General features: G+C 62.9%; 14 protein-coding genes. 3 read left to right on the forward strand and 11 right to left on the reverse strand.

Annotated features, from left to right (window positions below; all coding sequences use genetic code 11):
- Positions 1-2: 2 nt before the first annotated feature.
- From GJ668_RS08985 to efp, 3 genes are read right to left on the reverse strand one after another with little or no spacing between them, the layout of a single operon-like run.
- Entirely contained in the window at positions 3-926 is a 924-nt protein-coding gene (locus tag GJ668_RS08985) for a phosphatase PAP2 family protein (RefSeq protein ID WP_155449819.1), read from the reverse strand.
- A 36-nt stretch (positions 927-962) separates the two neighbouring features.
- Positions 963-1,979 (reverse strand): EF-P lysine aminoacylase EpmA, encoded by a 1,017-nt coding sequence (epmA, locus tag GJ668_RS08990; RefSeq protein ID WP_343032195.1) that lies wholly within the window; start codon positions 1,977-1,979, stop codon positions 963-965.
- Positions 1,951-2,520 (reverse strand): elongation factor P, encoded by a 570-nt coding sequence (gene efp, locus GJ668_RS08995; RefSeq protein ID WP_155449820.1) that lies wholly within the window; start codon positions 2,518-2,520, stop codon positions 1,951-1,953. The genes epmA and efp overlap by 29 nt, the downstream gene beginning before the upstream one ends.
- A gap of 34 nt (positions 2,521-2,554) precedes the next feature.
- Here efp and epmB point away from each other — a divergent pair, with 34 nt between their 5' ends.
- A complete protein-coding gene (epmB, locus tag GJ668_RS09000; protein WP_155449821.1) occupies positions 2,555-3,562 on the forward strand; it encodes an EF-P beta-lysylation protein EpmB in 1,008 nt (335 codons plus the stop codon).
- 84 nt (positions 3,563-3,646) lie between these two features.
- Positions 3,647-5,710, forward strand: a complete 2,064-nt coding sequence (locus tag GJ668_RS09005; RefSeq protein ID WP_155449822.1) for an EAL domain-containing protein — start codon at positions 3,647-3,649, stop codon at positions 5,708-5,710.
- Here GJ668_RS09005 and GJ668_RS09010 read toward each other — a convergent pair.
- The 8 genes from GJ668_RS09010 to GJ668_RS09045 form a co-directional block, all read right to left on the reverse strand.
- Positions 5,659-6,567 (reverse strand): lytic transglycosylase domain-containing protein, encoded by a 909-nt coding sequence (locus GJ668_RS09010; protein WP_155449823.1) that lies wholly within the window; start codon positions 6,565-6,567, stop codon positions 5,659-5,661. The genes GJ668_RS09005 and GJ668_RS09010 overlap by 52 nt on opposite strands.
- 30 nt (positions 6,568-6,597) lie before the next feature.
- On the reverse strand, positions 6,598-7,122 hold the full coding sequence (locus tag GJ668_RS09015) for a hypothetical protein (RefSeq protein WP_155449824.1): 525 nt from the start codon (positions 7,120-7,122) through the stop codon (positions 6,598-6,600).
- A 37-nt stretch (positions 7,123-7,159) separates the two neighbouring features.
- On the reverse strand, positions 7,160-7,792 hold the full coding sequence (locus tag GJ668_RS09020; RefSeq protein ID WP_155449825.1) for a ParA family protein: 633 nt from the start codon (positions 7,790-7,792) through the stop codon (positions 7,160-7,162).
- Positions 7,793-7,847: 55 nt separating this feature from the next.
- Positions 7,848-8,618, reverse strand: coding sequence for a hypothetical protein (locus GJ668_RS09025; protein WP_155449826.1), 771 nt, complete (start codon positions 8,616-8,618; stop codon positions 7,848-7,850).
- A gap of 42 nt (positions 8,619-8,660) precedes the next feature.
- Positions 8,661-9,083 carry a hypothetical protein gene (locus GJ668_RS09030; protein WP_155449827.1) on the reverse strand — a complete coding sequence of 141 codons (423 nt, stop codon included), beginning with the start codon at positions 9,081-9,083 and terminating at the stop codon, positions 8,661-8,663.
- A gap of 193 nt (positions 9,084-9,276) precedes the next feature.
- A complete protein-coding gene (locus GJ668_RS09035) occupies positions 9,277-13,116 on the reverse strand; it encodes an efflux RND transporter permease subunit (RefSeq protein ID WP_246194747.1) in 3,840 nt (1,279 codons plus the stop codon).
- Between the two features lie 45 nt (positions 13,117-13,161).
- Positions 13,162-14,316 (reverse strand): efflux RND transporter periplasmic adaptor subunit, encoded by a 1,155-nt coding sequence (locus GJ668_RS09040; RefSeq protein ID WP_246194748.1) that lies wholly within the window; start codon positions 14,314-14,316, stop codon positions 13,162-13,164.
- 202 nt (positions 14,317-14,518) lie between these two features.
- Complete coding sequence (locus GJ668_RS09045) at positions 14,519-15,217, reverse strand: DUF4214 domain-containing protein (protein WP_186342993.1); 699 nt, start codon at positions 15,215-15,217, stop codon at positions 14,519-14,521.
- On the opposite strand from GJ668_RS09045, the gene GJ668_RS09050 reads away from it, so the two are divergent.
- The gene (locus GJ668_RS09050) at positions 15,209-15,655 is read left to right on the forward strand and encodes a hypothetical protein (protein ID WP_186342994.1); all 447 of its coding nucleotides are present in this window, start codon (positions 15,209-15,211) and stop codon (positions 15,653-15,655) included. The genes GJ668_RS09045 and GJ668_RS09050 overlap by 9 nt on opposite strands.
- The last annotated feature ends 185 nt before the right edge of the window (positions 15,656-15,840 follow it).

Below are 15,840 nucleotides of genomic sequence, written 5' to 3' on the forward strand. Positions count from 1 at the left end.
CGTTACATCCGCCCGCCTTGCTCGACCTCAACTTTGGAATGGACCGATGGAGACGCCATCGGCTTTGGTTCGGCGACAAGATACCACCAGACAGCGCTGGCGAGTGCTCCGAGTCCGAGCAGACGCTGCATGAGCGCGGCCTCCGGGTAACCGCCATCCTCGAACAGCAGACTGAAGGCCGCCAGCACCGCCAGTACCACGAAGGTCAGATGCACGCTGAGCCAGGTTGCCGGCCCCGGCCAGCGCGTGGCGAGCCGTCCGCCGATCAACGCCGCGAGCGCGCCGAGTGTCAGCCCCGCGACCACGTCGATCGGCCAATGCACGCCGACGGCCACCCGACTCAGCCCGGCCAGGATCGCGATCAGCAGCAGGAGCACGCGCCACTCGATCCAGCGCGTGTGCAGGATGAATACGCCGCAGAAGACGGCCGCCGTGATGCTGTGCCCGGATGGAAAGCTCAGTCGCTTACGCGCCGACCCGATGAGATTGAATGCATCGGTGGCCAGAACCGCCGGTGGGCGCGCGGCATCGAAGAGTTCCTTCAGACCACGACTGGCGGCGATCGCGATCAGCGCGGCCAGGATCAGGGTCCAGAACAACCGTGGATGGCGTAGTGAGAACAGAAGCGTCAAGGCTAAGACCACGCGTTCATCGCCCAGCACCGTCAGACACGACCAGACCCAGCTCGGATACGCGGTCGCTAGGGCATTGAGCCGGAGAAACCCGGCGTGATAGCCGCAGATCAGATAGAGACTCAGCCCGACGATGACTCCGATCCCGGCCCAGCGCCACAGCCAACGCTCGCCGCTCACCGAGATGCCCGGCACACAGCGCTCAGCCTCCGCGTTCAGTTGCGCGCGCCACAGTGCAAGACGATTGCTCCAGTGAATGCCGCCAACGACCACAGAACTCCAGCGTTTGAACATCAGGATTCACTCGAATGTATCGGATTTCAGATCCGGCTAAGCACGCTCGATCGCAAAGCTCAGCACGGCATCGATCGACTCGGCGCCGGTCGCGATCATCAGCAGGCGGTCGAGCCCGAGCGCCACGCCGGCACACTCGGGCATTCCGTGATCGAGCGCATCGAGCAGGAACTCATCGATAGGCGGCTCGGGTCGACCCTGGGCGCGACGGAGTGCGAGATCGGCCTGGAAACGCGCGCGCTGTTCCCCGACGTCGACCAGTTCGCCGAAGCCATTGGCCAGCTCGACCCCGTCGATATAGAGTTCGAAGCGTTCGGCGACCGCGACCTCGCCCGAGGTCCGCACACGCGACAGAGCCGCCTGACTGGGCGGATAGTCACAGAGAAAGGTCAGCCTGCCCTGCCCCAATCCAGGTTCCAGACACTGAGTCAGCAGCAGATCGAGCCAGCCGTCGCGATCCAGTTCGAGTCCGTCCAGTCCCCGAAGTCCGGCACGTCCGGCGGCCTCGCGCAACTGGGCAATCCCGGCGTGCCAGGGATCGAGTCCGAGTCCATCACGAAACAGATCGCGATAGGTGACGCGCTCGACCGGCATGGCAGGCCGATCCAGGGCCAGCCTGACGAGCGCACCAACGTCATCCATCAAGCGTCCATAGTCCCAGCCCGGCCGATACCATTCGAGCAGGCTGAACTCGGGATGATGACGGCGCCCGCGCTCCTCGTCGCGAAAGACTTTGCAAATCTGATAGATCGGCCCCGTCCCGGTGGCCAGCAGCCGCTTCATCGCAAACTCAGGCGAGGTCTGGAGATAGAGCGGTCGGCCGGAGCCGAATCCAGCGATGGCGACCTGGGTCGAGAGACTGGACAATGCCGGATCCGTGACCGCCGAGCGCGAAAGGATGGGTGTCTCGACCTCCAGTACGCCGGACGCGCTGAAAAAGCCCCTGATCCTGGCGTACAGTTCAGCGCGCGCCTGGATGGCCGTCAGACGGGCGCTCGGTCGCCAATCGCCGGGGACGTCAGACTCAGTCCTTGGCACGCGAGGCGTATTCACCGGTGCGGGTGTCGACCTTGATCAGTTCGTCGGTCTGCACGAACAGCGGCACGCGGACCACAGCGCCGGTTTCGAGCGTCGCCGGCTTGCCGCCACCACCCGAGGTATCGCCGCGCACGCCGGGGTCGGTCTCGATGATCTTGAGCACCACGAAATTCGGTGGCTCGATCGACAGCGGGGCACCATTCCAGAGCGTGACCTTGCAGATGTCGTTCTCCTTGATCCATTTGGCCGCCTCGCCGACTGCGGCTTCACCCGCGGTCATCTGCTCGAAGCTCTCCTGGTGCATGAAGTGCCATTCTTCGCCGTCGTTGTAGAGATACTGCATGTCGGTATCATGCACATCCGCCGCCTCGACGGTGTCGCCGGACTTGAAGGTCTTCTCGATCACGCGCCCGGTCTTGAGGTTGCGGATACGAACGCGGTTGAACGCCTGTCCCTTGCCGGGCTTGACGAACTCGTTCTCGACGATGCTGTATGGATCACCATCCAGCATGATCTTGAGTCCGCCCTTGAATTCATTGGTGCTATAGAACGCCATGTCATCCTCATTGCATGTAAAGTCAAACCGGACAATGGTACCGCGAAGGACAGGCGCTTGTCAGAGCGAGCGGTGGCGACGCGAGCAGGTCGCCGCCTTCGATCGGGTCGATGAGCTGCTCGCTTTTCTCGGACTAGATCGCGCCCAGATTCCTGACTTGGACGCTGACCCCGAGACCTTTGGCTTGAAGGTGCCGCGCCCCTTTGCCGAGTGCATGCGCCGCAATGATCCAAAGGATCCGCTCCTGCGTCAGGTGCTGCCACTGGCCGCCGAGCAGCAGAGGGTCGCCGGCTATGTCGAGGATCCGGTCGCCGATGCCACAGCCGAGCGTGTGCCCGGTCTGCTCGTGAAGTATGCCGGGCGCGCGCTGCTGATGGCGACCGGCGCCTGCGCCATCCATTGTCGTTATTGTTTTCGTCGCCATTTCCCTTATCAGAATTTCGGGCCGAGCCAAGCGCGTCTGGAGCGGGCGTTAGAGGACATCGCGGGCAATACCCAGCTCAGCGAAGTCATCCTGAGCGGCGGCGATCCCCTGATGCTCAGCGATGAGCGGCTCGAAGCCTTGATCGAGCGACTCGATGGCCTCGCGCACCTCAAGCGTCTGCGACTACACAGCCGTCTGCCTGTAGTGTTACCGTCGCGTCTGACCGACCGGCTGGGCACGATCCTGACGCGCGGTCGGCTGCCGAGCACGCTGGTGATCCATGCCAATCACCCGCACGAACTGAGCGAGGCCGTCCGCTCGGCTCTGCTCGACTGGCGCGCCGCCGGTGTGACCCTGCTCAATCAAAGCGTCCTGCTGCGCGGCGTGAACGACCGGATCGAAACTCAGGTCGAGTTGAGTGAACGGCTCTTCGCCTGTGGCGTGCTGCCCTACTATCTGCACGGACTCGATCCGGTCGCCGGCAGCGCGCACTTCCAGGTCAGCGACGCAGAGGCCAGGGGCTTGCTGGAAGGGATGCGCGCACGCCTGCCCGGCTACCTGGTGCCGCGACTGGTACGCGAGATTCCAGGAGCGCATTCCAAACGCCCGCTCGAATAAAGCGCCTTCAACGCTTTCCCTTTGTGCTCGGGAAGACCGATAATCCGATCCATCAGCGATGGACCTGACTCGAAAGACACCCGTATGCCTACGCCCAGTCAAAAACCGACGCTGCTCATCATCACCTCCGAGACCAGCGAGGCCGAGCGGTTGATGGCCGTACTCCGTGAGGCGCGCCTGGCCGAGCGCAGCCTCTCGATCCCGAGCGCCGATCATCTCGACAAGGTGATCGCCGAGCGCAGCTGCGACCTGATTCTCTGCTGTGGCTATGATCGGGATGTGGAGGTCGACAAGGTTCTGAGCGCCTATAAACGGCTGAAAACCGATGTGCCGCTGATCCTGCTCGCCGAGCCTGAACACTGGGAGGCCGACGCAGGCAAGGCACGGCGGGCGGGGGCGCGTGACATCGTCCGGCGCGCCGACCCCGAGCATCTGCGGCTGAGCGTGACGCGCGAAATCGCTGATTGGAACGCACGGCGCGCCGCCGAGGCGCTGAACGGTCGTCTCGCTCAGTGTGAGCAGAGCACCTTGCGCCTGACCGAGATCACGGGCGCCGGTGTCGCTTTCGTGCAGGATGGTCTGCATATCGATGTCAGCGCGACCTATGCCCGTCTCTTCGGGCAGTCCGCGACCGAGGACGTGCTGAGCATGCCGCTGCTCGATCTCATCGCAGCCGAGCATCATCAGGCCATCCGCGATCTCCTCAAATCGACCGATCTGAGCGATTCCAGCACCACGCGCCTGCTCGATGTCACCTGCCAGCGTGTTGACGCCTCCCGATTCGAGGCCCGCCTGCTGGCCTCGCCGAGCGAGTTCGAGGGCGAACCCTGTCTGCGTCTGATCCTCCAGCCGATCGAGACCGCCCCGGCTCAAGTGTCCGCGGCCCCGGACGCCATCAGCGCCACGCAGGGCGCCGCCGGCATGGCCGCGTTGATCGCCGAGATCGAGACTCACATCGACGAGCAGCGCTTGGTGACGCGCCCCTTTGCCATCTTCTTCATTCGGGTCGAAAAGATCCTCGATGTGATGCACGACATGGGGTTGTCGCTCGGACTCGAACTGCTCGACGAGTTTGGCGGCACGCTGAGCGCGCTCGTCGGCGAACGCGGGTTTCTCACGCGGGTGAGTGAGGATGGATTCGGACTCATCGTCGACGGACTCGATGAGCTGGGCGCTCAGACCCTGGCCGCCGAGTTGAGCGCCCAGGCGCGTCTGCCGGTGCGTGCGGCGGTACAAGACACCACCGTGCCCGATTGTCAGATCGGGTATTTTCTGGTGCGCGACCGCGCCTCAGCGCCCGAGGACATCATCAATACGGCGCACCGGCTCTGTATCGGCCATCGCTACGACAGCGATGGCGTGAACGAACAGGAACACAGCCTCACCAAGGGCGAGGATGAGGAAGCGGCGATCGCGCACAAGATCGAGTACGCCCTGCGCAACGATCAGCTCAAACTGGTCTATCAGCCGATCATCAGTCTCATGGGCGACAACCAGGAGAACTACAGCGTCCTGCTGCGCCTGCTCGACGAGGATGAGAATCTGCTCGAAGCCAAGGACTTCATCGGTACGGCAACCCGCTGCGGGCTGATCGAGGCGCTCGACAAGTGGACCATTCGCTCGGCCATTGAGGTCATCGGCAAACAGCGGCGCGCTGGTCATAATCTGAGTCTGTTCGTCGCGCTGTCCGAGGATACGTTCAAAAACCCGAACACCCTGCTCTGGATCTGTGACTGTCTGCGTGAGTTCGACGTGCGCGGCAACTGGCTGACGATCCAGTTTCAGGAGGACGTTGTCGTCGGCAACCTGGCCAGCATCAGCAAGCTGGTCGAGACACTACGCAAGATCAAGTGCCGCGTGGCCATCAGCCGCTTTGGTGCCACCGAGCGTCCTGAGATGCTACTCCAGGCGCTCTCGCTCGATTTCGTGCTCCTGCGACCGGCTCTGGCCCAGGGCCTGGCTGACGACGCGGCCAAACAGCAGCGTCTCCTGCAACTGGCCACGCTCGCCCGTGAGTTCAACGTCAAGAGCGTCGTCACAGGCGTCGAGGATGCGCGCGCCCTGACCGTACTCTGGACGGCGGGCGTCGACTATGTTCAGGGCAACTTTCTCCAGCGCCCGTCGCCGACATTGGAAGTCCAGGCTTGAGCGGAACCGGCGCGTTCCTCGCGCTGAGGTTTCATCAACCGGCTTCTGAGCGGCGAATTGGAGGCGGTATCCAGACGACGTGACAGTAACTGTCCGCTTTGCGGCATTGGATGCAGCAGCGCTGGCTCCTGGAGCACCTCAGCATTGAAGCGCGACGACCAGTCGCTTTGCTTGAGCCTCTGCCCAGGCATGGCGGAATCAGCCGTCCCTGTATCACCCGCAATCGCCATTTCGGGGCGCAGATCCAAACCGATGAGATCGCGTGCCTGTTGAGAATAGGGTGACAGACCTTTCTTGGCCAGATAATCGCTCAAGACACGATGGGTATAGCGCTGGGTTTCGGGATAGGTCACGAAGCCTCCGCTACGCTCCAAGGCGCCCTCGCCGGCGTTGTAGGCCATCACCGCCGGGCCGATGGCCCCATATTTTCCAAGCAAACGCTTCAGATGGCGCATGCCCGTGTGCAGGTTGACCTCTGGATCGAATAATTGCTCGATGCTTTGGACACCATAGTCAGCCGCTGTCCTCGGCATCACCTGCATCAAGCCCACCGCGCCCATGTGCGATACGGCATGCGGGTCGTAACCGGACTCGGCGCGGATGAGCGCATGGACCAGCACCGGATCGAGCGCCTGGTCTTGCGCAAGCTGATCGATCAGGGTCTTGATAGAGGCTTTGGAGGGAACAGGCCCGATAGGCGGACGGGGCAAGAGCGGACGCTCGACGTCCGTGATCGGCTGGACCTCCTCGACCGGCGCGGCGGACGGCGGACTGGACTCACCTGGGCTCTCGGCGGCCTGCGCGAGGGGCAGGATCAACAACGACAACGCCGGCAGAAGCATTCGCGTGGGGTGCATGGTTGGACCTGTATCGACAGTCAGCCACCACTACCAGGGCATGAAGCCGTTCATGAACTGCATCGGCCGGCTGATGCTCTGATTCATTACCGCCATGTCCCGACCCATCGAGGCGGTCGACTGGGTCATGACGCGCATCGAACGATCCATCTCCTGGATGCTGGTCAGCATGGGTTCAAGTGTGTTGACGTCCTGGGCCATGGACTCGACGCTCGACGCCATGACGCGCACGTTGCGGCTCATCTGGGAGACGTTGTCCGACATCGACTGCATGTTGCTCGCCATCACCGTCATGTTGGTGTCGACACTGATGGCCAGATAATGCACATCCTTGGCCAGACTGAAGACCAGATAGAAGCCATAGGCCGCCAGGATGATGAAGGCAAACAGCGATGGATAGACGATGAGCTCCCAGCGTTTGGCGCTGGTCTCGAACGCCTGCGACAGCCGATCGATCGCATAGGCATTGACCTGGGTCTCCGAGGCTTCGGGGCCGAGTGCCTCGGCCTGGATCTCCGTGCCCTGACCCTCACCTGGAGTCTCGTTGTCCCGCATGATGGATTCTCACCCTAGCCAGTAGTCGGTACACACATCAACCAACGAGACGCGGATAGAGCGCCGCCGTCAGGCCCATGAACTCGCGCGCCCCCTTGCCGCGCGGCTCCAGCTCGAACACCGCCAGACCTTCGCTGAAGGAGCGCCGGAAGACGGTGCGTTGCGAGAGACGCGGCTTGATGAAGCGCAGTCCGGGCAGCGATACCAGGGCGGCGGCCGTCTCGTTGGTCTCCTGCACGGCATGATGGGTGTCGCCGCGATTGATGAAGCCGATGATCTCGGGCGGCGTCTCGCGCTCGACCGCTTCGATCATCTGGATGAAACGCTGGGTCGACCAGATGTCGGCCTGCGAGGGCGGCACAGGTACCACGACCCGATCGCAGAGCGAGAGCGCCAGACGCAGGCTGTCCATGTCCGAGGTGCCGACATCGATCAGCGTTTCGTCGGCCTCGCGCAGACGCGACTCGGTCAGGGCGTGCTTGTCGAAGACGGCGATTTTGGGCTTGAACCCCTCCTCGCCGCGCACGTCGACCACGTCGGTCAGGGTGGCCTGAGGATCGGCGTCGACGAGCGTCACGCTGGCCTCGGCCATGACGAGCCAAACGGCCAGATTGAAGGTCAGGGTACTCTTGCCCGATCCGCCTTTCAGGCTGCCAACGATCGTGATCATAGTGGAATCGCGTCCAGAACGGCTAGAGACTGTGTGTTGTTCGAAGATCCGGGCTTCAGCGCGACGCGGGTGGCGGCTCCATTTTGGAGTAGCCATCCGGAACGGCGAAGAGTGCGTCCGGTTGCGGTCCGACCTGGATATTGGTCAGCTCGCGGACAAAGCCACCCGGAAATTCCTCACGGACCGCGAGTTTCAATTCAGGGTCGTACCATTGCAGAGACTGAACCGGCTGTTCATTGGGCACCGTGGTTGTCATTTCCCACTTTTCGACCGATCGACCGGCCATTGATTCAGTACCGAGCATCCGCAGCTCCATGGCCTGTCCGTCGGGCATCTGGTATTTGAGCGGCAGACCACGCTCGACGTCGAGCCACTGCGCACCGGTCAGGGTCTGGCCTTCGTGCGTCATCGACATCTCCCACTTGACCGCCCGGCGTCCAGCGACGTCCTCCTCGCCGGCACGGGTGCAGTTCAGACCCTCGATGCCCTGACAGGGGTTGGTCTCGGCCGAAGGGGTCGGCATCGGTCCGGGGGCCGTGCTGCTCATCGGGACCGAACGCTCCATATACGCCTGCCGGTCGGGTAAGAGCATCCATTCCAGCTGCCGGTTCTGATCGTGGATGCGAATCATGTCCTGCCCCTGATGGGACATCTCAACACGCATCCGGTTGGCGCCAACATACATCTTGCCCGTGGTCGTCTGGCCGTCGGGTCCACGACTGACCGTGTCTGCCGAGAACTGGACACCGGCGATCTCGGCCTGGACCGAGCAGGCCAGGAGCAGTCCACCCAGGACCGCCCAGTGCGCTTGCTTATGGAGTCTCATCTTGGGGTTCCCCTCTCAATGTCTATGGTTCTCGATCGTATCTCAGCGCGGCCAGTCCCACGGATCGGGCGGGGGCGTTCGATCCGGCGTCAGTGTATCGAACAGCGTCGAGCGTCCGGGCCGTTCGAGCGGCCCGTCGCGACGTTCCTCATCCATTGGACGCCAGCGCGTGATCGGCCCCAGACGCTCGCGTTCTCTGGGCGTGAGTGGCCGGAATCTCAGCTCCGAATCCGGATCAGTGGATTGGGTACCGCCCGCCGATGGCGCTGGATCGCCGCGAAAGCGATACTCAGGCGTCACATCGGCCGTCGGGGACTGTTCAGGGGCCATCCAGGGCCAATCCGTGCGCGTTCGATCCGCGTGCTCGTACCCTTGCGCGTAATCGGCTTCCAGCTCATGGAATCGCGACTGGGCCGACGTCATGATCGGCAGTGCGATCCCGGCGAGCAACATGAGCCAATACATGGCACCACCCATCAAACAGCACGCTAGGCTCGAAACGCATCGCCCTGAAATGGCCGGCGCTTGGCCGTCACAACGCATATCCAGCGGAGACGTGGTTTGAATTATTTGAATTGAATACTTAAATCGTCCAGGAATCAACGCCCATCGACGCCTGTGACATCGGGCGTGTCGCGAAGGATCACGCCCGATGGGATCACTCGGAGTCAGGTGGAGTGTCGACCTTGAGACGAATCCCGCGCCGGGTCGTCTTGCGCTGTGTCGTGGAGGTCTTCGGGGCCTCACCCGCGCTGGATTTGGGCTTGACCGTGCGCTTGGCGGTGGTCTTCTTGCGCGGGGCCTTGGTCTTGGTCTCGACGGCTGAACCGGCCGCGGCCTGATCCGAGTCAGTCGCGGGTTCGACGGCGGCTGAAGTCGAGACATCCGGACCACGCGCACTCGGCGCGGCCGGACGACGCGGCGCCGGCTTGGGCTTGGTGCCCATCAAGCTCTTGAGCGCCTCGCCGAGCAGCAGAAAGATGCCGCGGATCGCATAAAAGACCAAAACCAGCACCTCGACCAGACCGCCCCACAGACGCCCGATCAGCCCTCTGGGCTTGGCCGGCTTCTTGGCCGCCGCCCGCGCCGCCGTCGCTGTGTTGTTTTCGCGCTCCATCAGGCACGGGATATCGACCCCGGCCGGCATCGACGCCGCCGCGACTTTGCACATGTCATCCTTCGCGGCCACGCAGCCGAGCGGAATAACGATCAGCGTCAGCAGCGTCGAGACCAGCACGCCCGAAAGCAGCGAGATGGCCATGCCCTGGAAGATCGGGTCGGTGATGATGACGCTCGATCCGGCCACCAGCGCCAGCGCCGTGATCAGGATCGGGCGCGTGCGGATCTTGCACGAGCGGATCATGGCCTCGGCCACGGGCACGCCCTTCTGGATCTCGTGCACGGCGAAATCGACCAGCAGGATCGAGTTACGCACGATGATGCCGGCGAGCGCGATCCAGCCGATCATCGAGGTCGCGGTGAACTCACCGCCCTGCCCCAGCGCAAACATCACCGCATGGGCCGGAATGATACCGAGCAGGGTCAGCGGAATCGGCGCCATGATGACCAGCGGAATGCGGAAATTACCAAACTCCCACACCACCAGAATATAGATCAGCACCAGGGCCACCATGAAGGCCGCGCCCATGTCGCGGAAGGTCTCATAGGTGACGGTCCACTCGCCGCCCCACTCCCAGGACAGCCGGCTGTCATCCGGCGGCGGGCCAAGCCAGTAGAAGGCATCGCCGAAGCCGGCGATCCCGGCCGGACGGCTGCCGTCCGGGGCCATGTAGTCGGTCTCGGCCATCAGATCCTGAATCTGGAACATGGCATAGACGGGCGCTGCCAGACGTCCGCCGACATCCGCGACTACGTATTCGACCGGCCGCAGATCCTTGTGATAGATGAGATCATCCTCGCCGGCGCGCTGGAACTCGCCCAGCTCGCTCAGGGGCACCGTGTAGCCGAAGGTCGACTGGATCGGCAGATCGCCGAGCCGCTGGATCTGCGAACGCTCAGCAAGCGGCACCTGGAGCAGAATCTGGATCGGCTCATGCCCGCTCTGACGGCCCGACTGCTGCTTGATGTCGCCCAGGGGCGTGCCGCCGAGCGCCATCGACAGATTGCGGTTGATGGTCTCAACCGAGATCCCGCGCCGGATTGCTTTCTCGGTGTCTACATTGAAGCGCCAGTAATCAAATGGATCGCGCAGATAGTTGTCGACATCGCGCGTGCTCTCGGCCTGCTCGAAGATGCCGGTCAGATCGCGCGTGAACTGACGGCGCACCTCGGACGACGGGCCATAGATCTCGGCGACCACGGATTGCAACACCGGCGGTCCGGGCGGCATCTCGACCACGGCGATACGCGCGCCCGTGCTCTCCTTGAGACGTTCGAGCATCTCACGCGCCGCGACCGCGATCTCGTGACTGCTGCGCTCGCGTTCGGTCTTGTCCTTGAGCTGGACCTGCAAGGCCGCTTGCCACGGCTCGGAGCGCATATAGTAATGGCGCACCATGCCGTTGAAATCGAAGGGTCGCGCGGTACCGGCGTAGAGCTGAACCGCCGTCACCTCGTCGATGGTGCGGACCTCCTGCGCCATGCGATGCGCCAGGTTGGCCGTGACCGGCAGCGCCGTGCCCTCGGGCAGGTCGATGACGACTGCAAACTCGGGCTTGTTGTCGAGTGGCATCATCTTGACCGCCACCCAGTGGAAATAGAAGAACGAACAGGTAAAGAGGAAGGTAGCCCAGAGCGTGAGCCGGAACAGCGTGCGCTTGCGCGAACTCTCCATCAGCGGCGTGAGCACGCGCCGGAAGAAGCGCTCCAGACGCTCGGAACCTTTGTGCTCGCGCTTCTCGGCCGCCCTCAGATAGCTCATCGTCGGTCGCAGCCACTTGGAGATGGCCAGATAGGGCGTGAACACGAAGGCCGCGAACAGCGAGATGAACATCGCCACCGAGCCGAGCTTGGGGATCGGCGCCATGTAGGGGCCCATCATGCCGCTGACGAAGCCCATCGGCAGCAGGGCGGCGATGACAGTGAAGGTGGCGAGGATGGTCGGATTACCGACCTCGCGCACGGCATCGATCGCGGTTGCATCATCGGTGCGGCCCTGCTCCAGCCAGCGCCGGTAGATGTTTTCGACCACCACGATGGCGTCATCGACCAGGATGCCGATCGAGAAGATGAGCGCGAACAGACTCACCCGGTCGATGGTCATGCCCCAGATCCAGGCAGTGAACACAGTCATGAACAGCACGACCGGAATGACCAGCATGACCACGATCGCCGGACGCAGCGCCCGGAAGGCCACCAGCACCAGCACGAAGACGAAGAAGGTCGCGACGACCAGCTTGAATATCAGCTCATTGACCTTGTCGTTGGCGGTCTCGCCATAGTTGCGGGTGACGCTGACCTCGACATTGTCGGGGATGCGCGAGCCTTGCAATTCCTCGACCTTGTCGATGATGGCATTGGCCACGGTCACGCCATTGGTCAGTTCCTTCTTGGCAATCGCAAGCGTGACGGCCGGGCGTCCGTCGGCGCGTTCGCTGATCTCGGCCGCCGGCCCTGTGTAGTAGCTCACCAGTTGCGAGGCGTCTTCCTCGGGACCGAGTTGCACGTCAGCGACATCGTGCATATAGACGGGCACATCGTTGTAGGTGCCGACCACCAGTCGCTTGATGTCCTCGACGCCGGTGAGGAAGGCGCCGGTGGTCACCGAGAAGCGTGCGCCCCCGGTCTCGACGCCGCCGGCGATGATCTCGGCATTGGCGCTCTGGAGCGTCTGGGCGACCTGATCGAGACTGATGCGATAGCCCGAGAGCCGTTCGGGCGAGACATTGATCGTGACCTGCTCGCGCCGCCCGCCGACGATGAAGGCGTTCCCCGTGTTCTTGACCTGCTTGAGCGCCTGGAGCACGTCCTGCGCGAGCAGGCGCAACTGGGCGTCGTCGACATCGGCACCGCCGTCGCCATCCAGATCCTTCGACCACAGCGTCAGGGTGACGATGGGCACGTCGTCGATGCCCTTGCTGCGCACCAGCGGCGGCAGCACGCCGGGCGGGATCCTGTCCATGTTGGAGGCGAGCTTGTCGTTCACCTTGACCAGTGACGGCCCCATGTCCTCGCCGACGTCGAACTCGACCGTGACCAGACCCTGACCGCGCTGCGAGGCCGAGTAGACATGCTTGATGCCGGGGATCTCGCTCATCAGGCGTTCGAGCGGCTGAATGGCGAGATTGGCCACCTGCTGCGCCGAGGCGCCCGGATACTGCACCATGATGTCGATCATGGGCACCGAGATCTGCGGGTCTTCCTGGCGCGGCGTCATGATCAGGCCGAGCAGGCCCATCATGAGCATGGCGGCATAGAACAGCGGCGAGAGCGGCGAACGGATGAAGAAACGGGCCGTGCGCCCGGCGATGCCCAGATATTCGGCATTCATCGCGCGCGGCGCCTTGGAGTCCATCGGCGGGTCGAGGTCTTGATTCATATCCGGTCCAAGATCCAGAAGTGAGGGAATTTCAGATCCGCATTCTTAACGATCCGGTGTAGCGCCCTTGGCCCAACCTGCGCTGATGTGCGGTCCAGGGTTGGCGAGGATACGCTCACCGGCGCGCAGTCCGCTCAGCACCGTGACGAACCCGTCGCTCAATTCCTCGCCGACGCGGATCAAACGCAACTGGGGTTCGCTTTGGTCGTTGACGACATAGACGCCGGGCAGACTGCCGTTGTAACGCACCGCGCTGAGCGGAATGACCGGGTTGGCACGCGCCGGCGCGCTCTCATCCGGCACCAGTACCTTGGCGTACATGCCCGCCTCGGAGACGCCCTGCGGAACGTCGAACTTGATCGTGATCGTATGGCGCTGTGGATCGGCCATGGGGAAGATCTGAGCCACGCGCACCGGAGCGCGCTGATTGCCCGGCTCGATCTCGGCCTGGACCATCTGGCCCTCGCGCAGACCTGTGCGCAGCCGTGCCGGGACATCGACCTCGACCTGGAGATATTCGATGTCGGCGAAGTTCAGCAGCGGTTGGCCGGGCTGGACGGTATCGCCGACCTCGACGTGTTTCTTGACGATCACGCCTTTGAAGGGCGCGATGCCGCGGGCGTCGCGGATCTTGGAATCGAGCGCCTGCAACTCGGCCTGCAGGCGCATCATGGCGCTCTGGGCCTCCTGGATCTGGATGCCCGAGGCATAGATATCAGCCGAGCGTTCGGCGCCCTGATTGCGGTCGCCGACGAAGCTCTCCATCGGGCGCGTGAACATCTGATCGAACAGATTGGGCAGGCCCATGCCGCCGGGCGCGGTACGCGACTGGGGCGAATAGAGTTCGCGGCTGTACTGGACGCCGGCGTTGCGTAGCTGGGCATCGGCAGCGGCCATCTGTGCCAGCAGAGCGCGGCGCTTGGCGACCAGTTCCTCGTCGCCAATGGCTACCAGGAGTTTGTCCTGCTCGAAGCGGTCGCCCTCGCGTCCAGCGATGAAGGTCACGCGGCCCGGGAGCTGAGCGGCGAGCGTGACCTCCTTGTAGGGGATGACGGTTCCGCCCAGGGAGACCGTGGGCGCGCCCTGAGCCTGTTGAACGACAAAGGTTTCGCCTGTCTCGGCGGCGGCCAGAACGGGCGTGAAGGCCGCGAACCAGGCGAGTAGACAGGCACTGAAAGGAGTCGGAATCTTGCTTCCCATCGGATCGCACACCAATCGCTTTATGATTGTAATCAGGGTCGCCCGAGGGGCGATGACGTGATTGGAACAATGACAGCGCAGTATGCCTGGACCCTGATGGGACATTCAACCCGAGCGCCGTGCCAACGACACTCGGGGATGACCTTACGATTGTTTTCTAACTGGGGCGGACTGGCCGTCCGCCCCGAGGTTTGGCGTGTGCTCAGAGTCCGCTCAGGCCATCGAGGTTAGGAGCCAACCCGGTCAACTCCAAGGCTGCCGATTCGGTGGGCGGCAGGAAGCGGTCGTGGTACTCGGTGCTCATAAAGAAACTGCCGATGAAGGTGAAGGGGGTGTCGGCATCGGCGATTTCTTCCTGCCAGTAGGCCCGTCCTGCGGCATCTGGTTCGCGGTTGAGCAACCCAAGATAGAACAGATCAAGGCTGACCGTCTCGGCGCTCTGCGCGCGGTAGTCCTCGCTATTGGCCAGCGTGAGCAGCAGCGACCCGGTGGAGGTGCCATTGGCCAGTGCCTGCTCCCATTGGCCGCGTTCATCAGGCGTTGCTTCGCGTCCGAGCATGGATTGGGTCAGGGTGTCGATCAAGGCGTCATCGCTCAGGTCGCCCTGGCGTTGGGCGAATTCATCCGACTCCAGGATGACTTGCGCACTGATCGCCAGGTTGAGTCCATCCGCGTGTTGGGCCATCCAGTAATCCAGGCCGCAGACATCCGGCGCCCGCCCCAGCGCCCCTTCGTACAGGCGCGTCAGGGTGCCGACGCCGCCCTGGAATTCCTCGGTGTTGATAAAGAACTCCACCAGCTGGTCGCGGCTCATGGAGGCATTGCCGAGGGCCTCGGTCCAGTAGGCAATCCCCTCGTCATCGCCCTCGTGCCACAGCAGATCGCGGTAGAGTTGGCGCACGAACAGCGCGTCGTTGTCGAAGACATCGTTGTCCATGACCGCCGGGTTGAAGCCGAGTTGGGCTTCGATTACATCGGGCTGGCCATCGCTGTCCTGATCCGGTTGGAAGGGGGTGTAGGGGCAAGTCGGTTCGGGCTCGGGTTCGGGCTCGACACGATAGCCGGGCGCGCCGGGGTCGGTGATTTGCCCCGGAGCCGGGTTGCTGTCGAAGGGACCGTTGTCCTCAATGACAAAGTCGAGCCGGGTCTTGTTACCGACCTGGGTGACCTGCCCGCCGTAGTCCGCGCTGGCGAGGTTGACCCAGTCGCCGCCGCTGGTCTGTTTCCAGAAGCCATTGACGTCGATGTCCCAGCAATTCCCGCCAAAAAAATAACCAGCAAAAACAGTTGCTTATATTTACACAAATTGCCTTATTGTCGATATTTGAAGTGCAGCTAAAATAGAGTATCAGGCATCTGCCTGAGTTTTACATCAATGAATGTTTTAAAGGGATTGATTATGGCTATTCAAGCGTCTTTTGGTCTATCTACTCAGCCCTTTTAAGGTGACTTCAAGTTTTTGTAAAATATAGTCATTTTAAACTTGACACGCGGTCGTTGTTAGACATGTTTGATGGCATCCTG

Origin of the sequence: Allochromatium palmeri (assembly GCF_009720725.1) — a bacterium.
In the GTDB taxonomy this organism is placed as follows: Bacteria; Pseudomonadota; Gammaproteobacteria; order Chromatiales; family Chromatiaceae; genus Thermochromatium; species Thermochromatium palmeri.

Bases quoted from the DNA above. Each gene is read 5' to 3' on its own strand.
- GJ668_RS09040 (WP_246194748.1), bottom strand. From the start codon at position 14,316: ATGGGAAGCAAGATTCCGACTCCTTTCAGTGCCTGTCTACTCGCCTGG.
- GJ668_RS09020 (WP_155449825.1), bottom strand. From the start codon at position 7,792: ATGATCACGATCGTTGGCAGCCTGAAAGGCGGATCGGGCAAGAGTACC.
- GJ668_RS09025 (WP_155449826.1), bottom strand. From the start codon at position 8,618: ATGAGACTCCATAAGCAAGCGCACTGGGCGGTCCTGGGTGGACTGCTC.
- GJ668_RS09035 (WP_246194747.1), bottom strand. From the start codon at position 13,116: ATGAATCAAGACCTCGACCCGCCGATGGACTCCAAGGCGCCGCGCGCG.
- GJ668_RS09015 (WP_155449824.1), bottom strand. From the start codon at position 7,122: ATGCGGGACAACGAGACTCCAGGTGAGGGTCAGGGCACGGAGATCCAG.
- epmB (WP_155449821.1), top strand. From the start codon at position 2,555: ATGGTACCGCGAAGGACAGGCGCTTGTCAGAGCGAGCGGTGGCGACGC.
- GJ668_RS08985 (WP_155449819.1), bottom strand. From the start codon at position 926: ATGTTCAAACGCTGGAGTTCTGTGGTCGTTGGCGGCATTCACTGGAGC.
- efp (WP_155449820.1), bottom strand. From the start codon at position 2,520: ATGGCGTTCTATAGCACCAATGAATTCAAGGGCGGACTCAAGATCATG.
- GJ668_RS09010 (WP_155449823.1), bottom strand. From the start codon at position 6,567: ATGCACCCCACGCGAATGCTTCTGCCGGCGTTGTCGTTGTTGATCCTG.
- GJ668_RS09030 (WP_155449827.1), bottom strand. From the start codon at position 9,083: ATGTATTGGCTCATGTTGCTCGCCGGGATCGCACTGCCGATCATGACG.
- GJ668_RS09005 (WP_155449822.1), top strand. From the start codon at position 3,647: ATGCCTACGCCCAGTCAAAAACCGACGCTGCTCATCATCACCTCCGAG.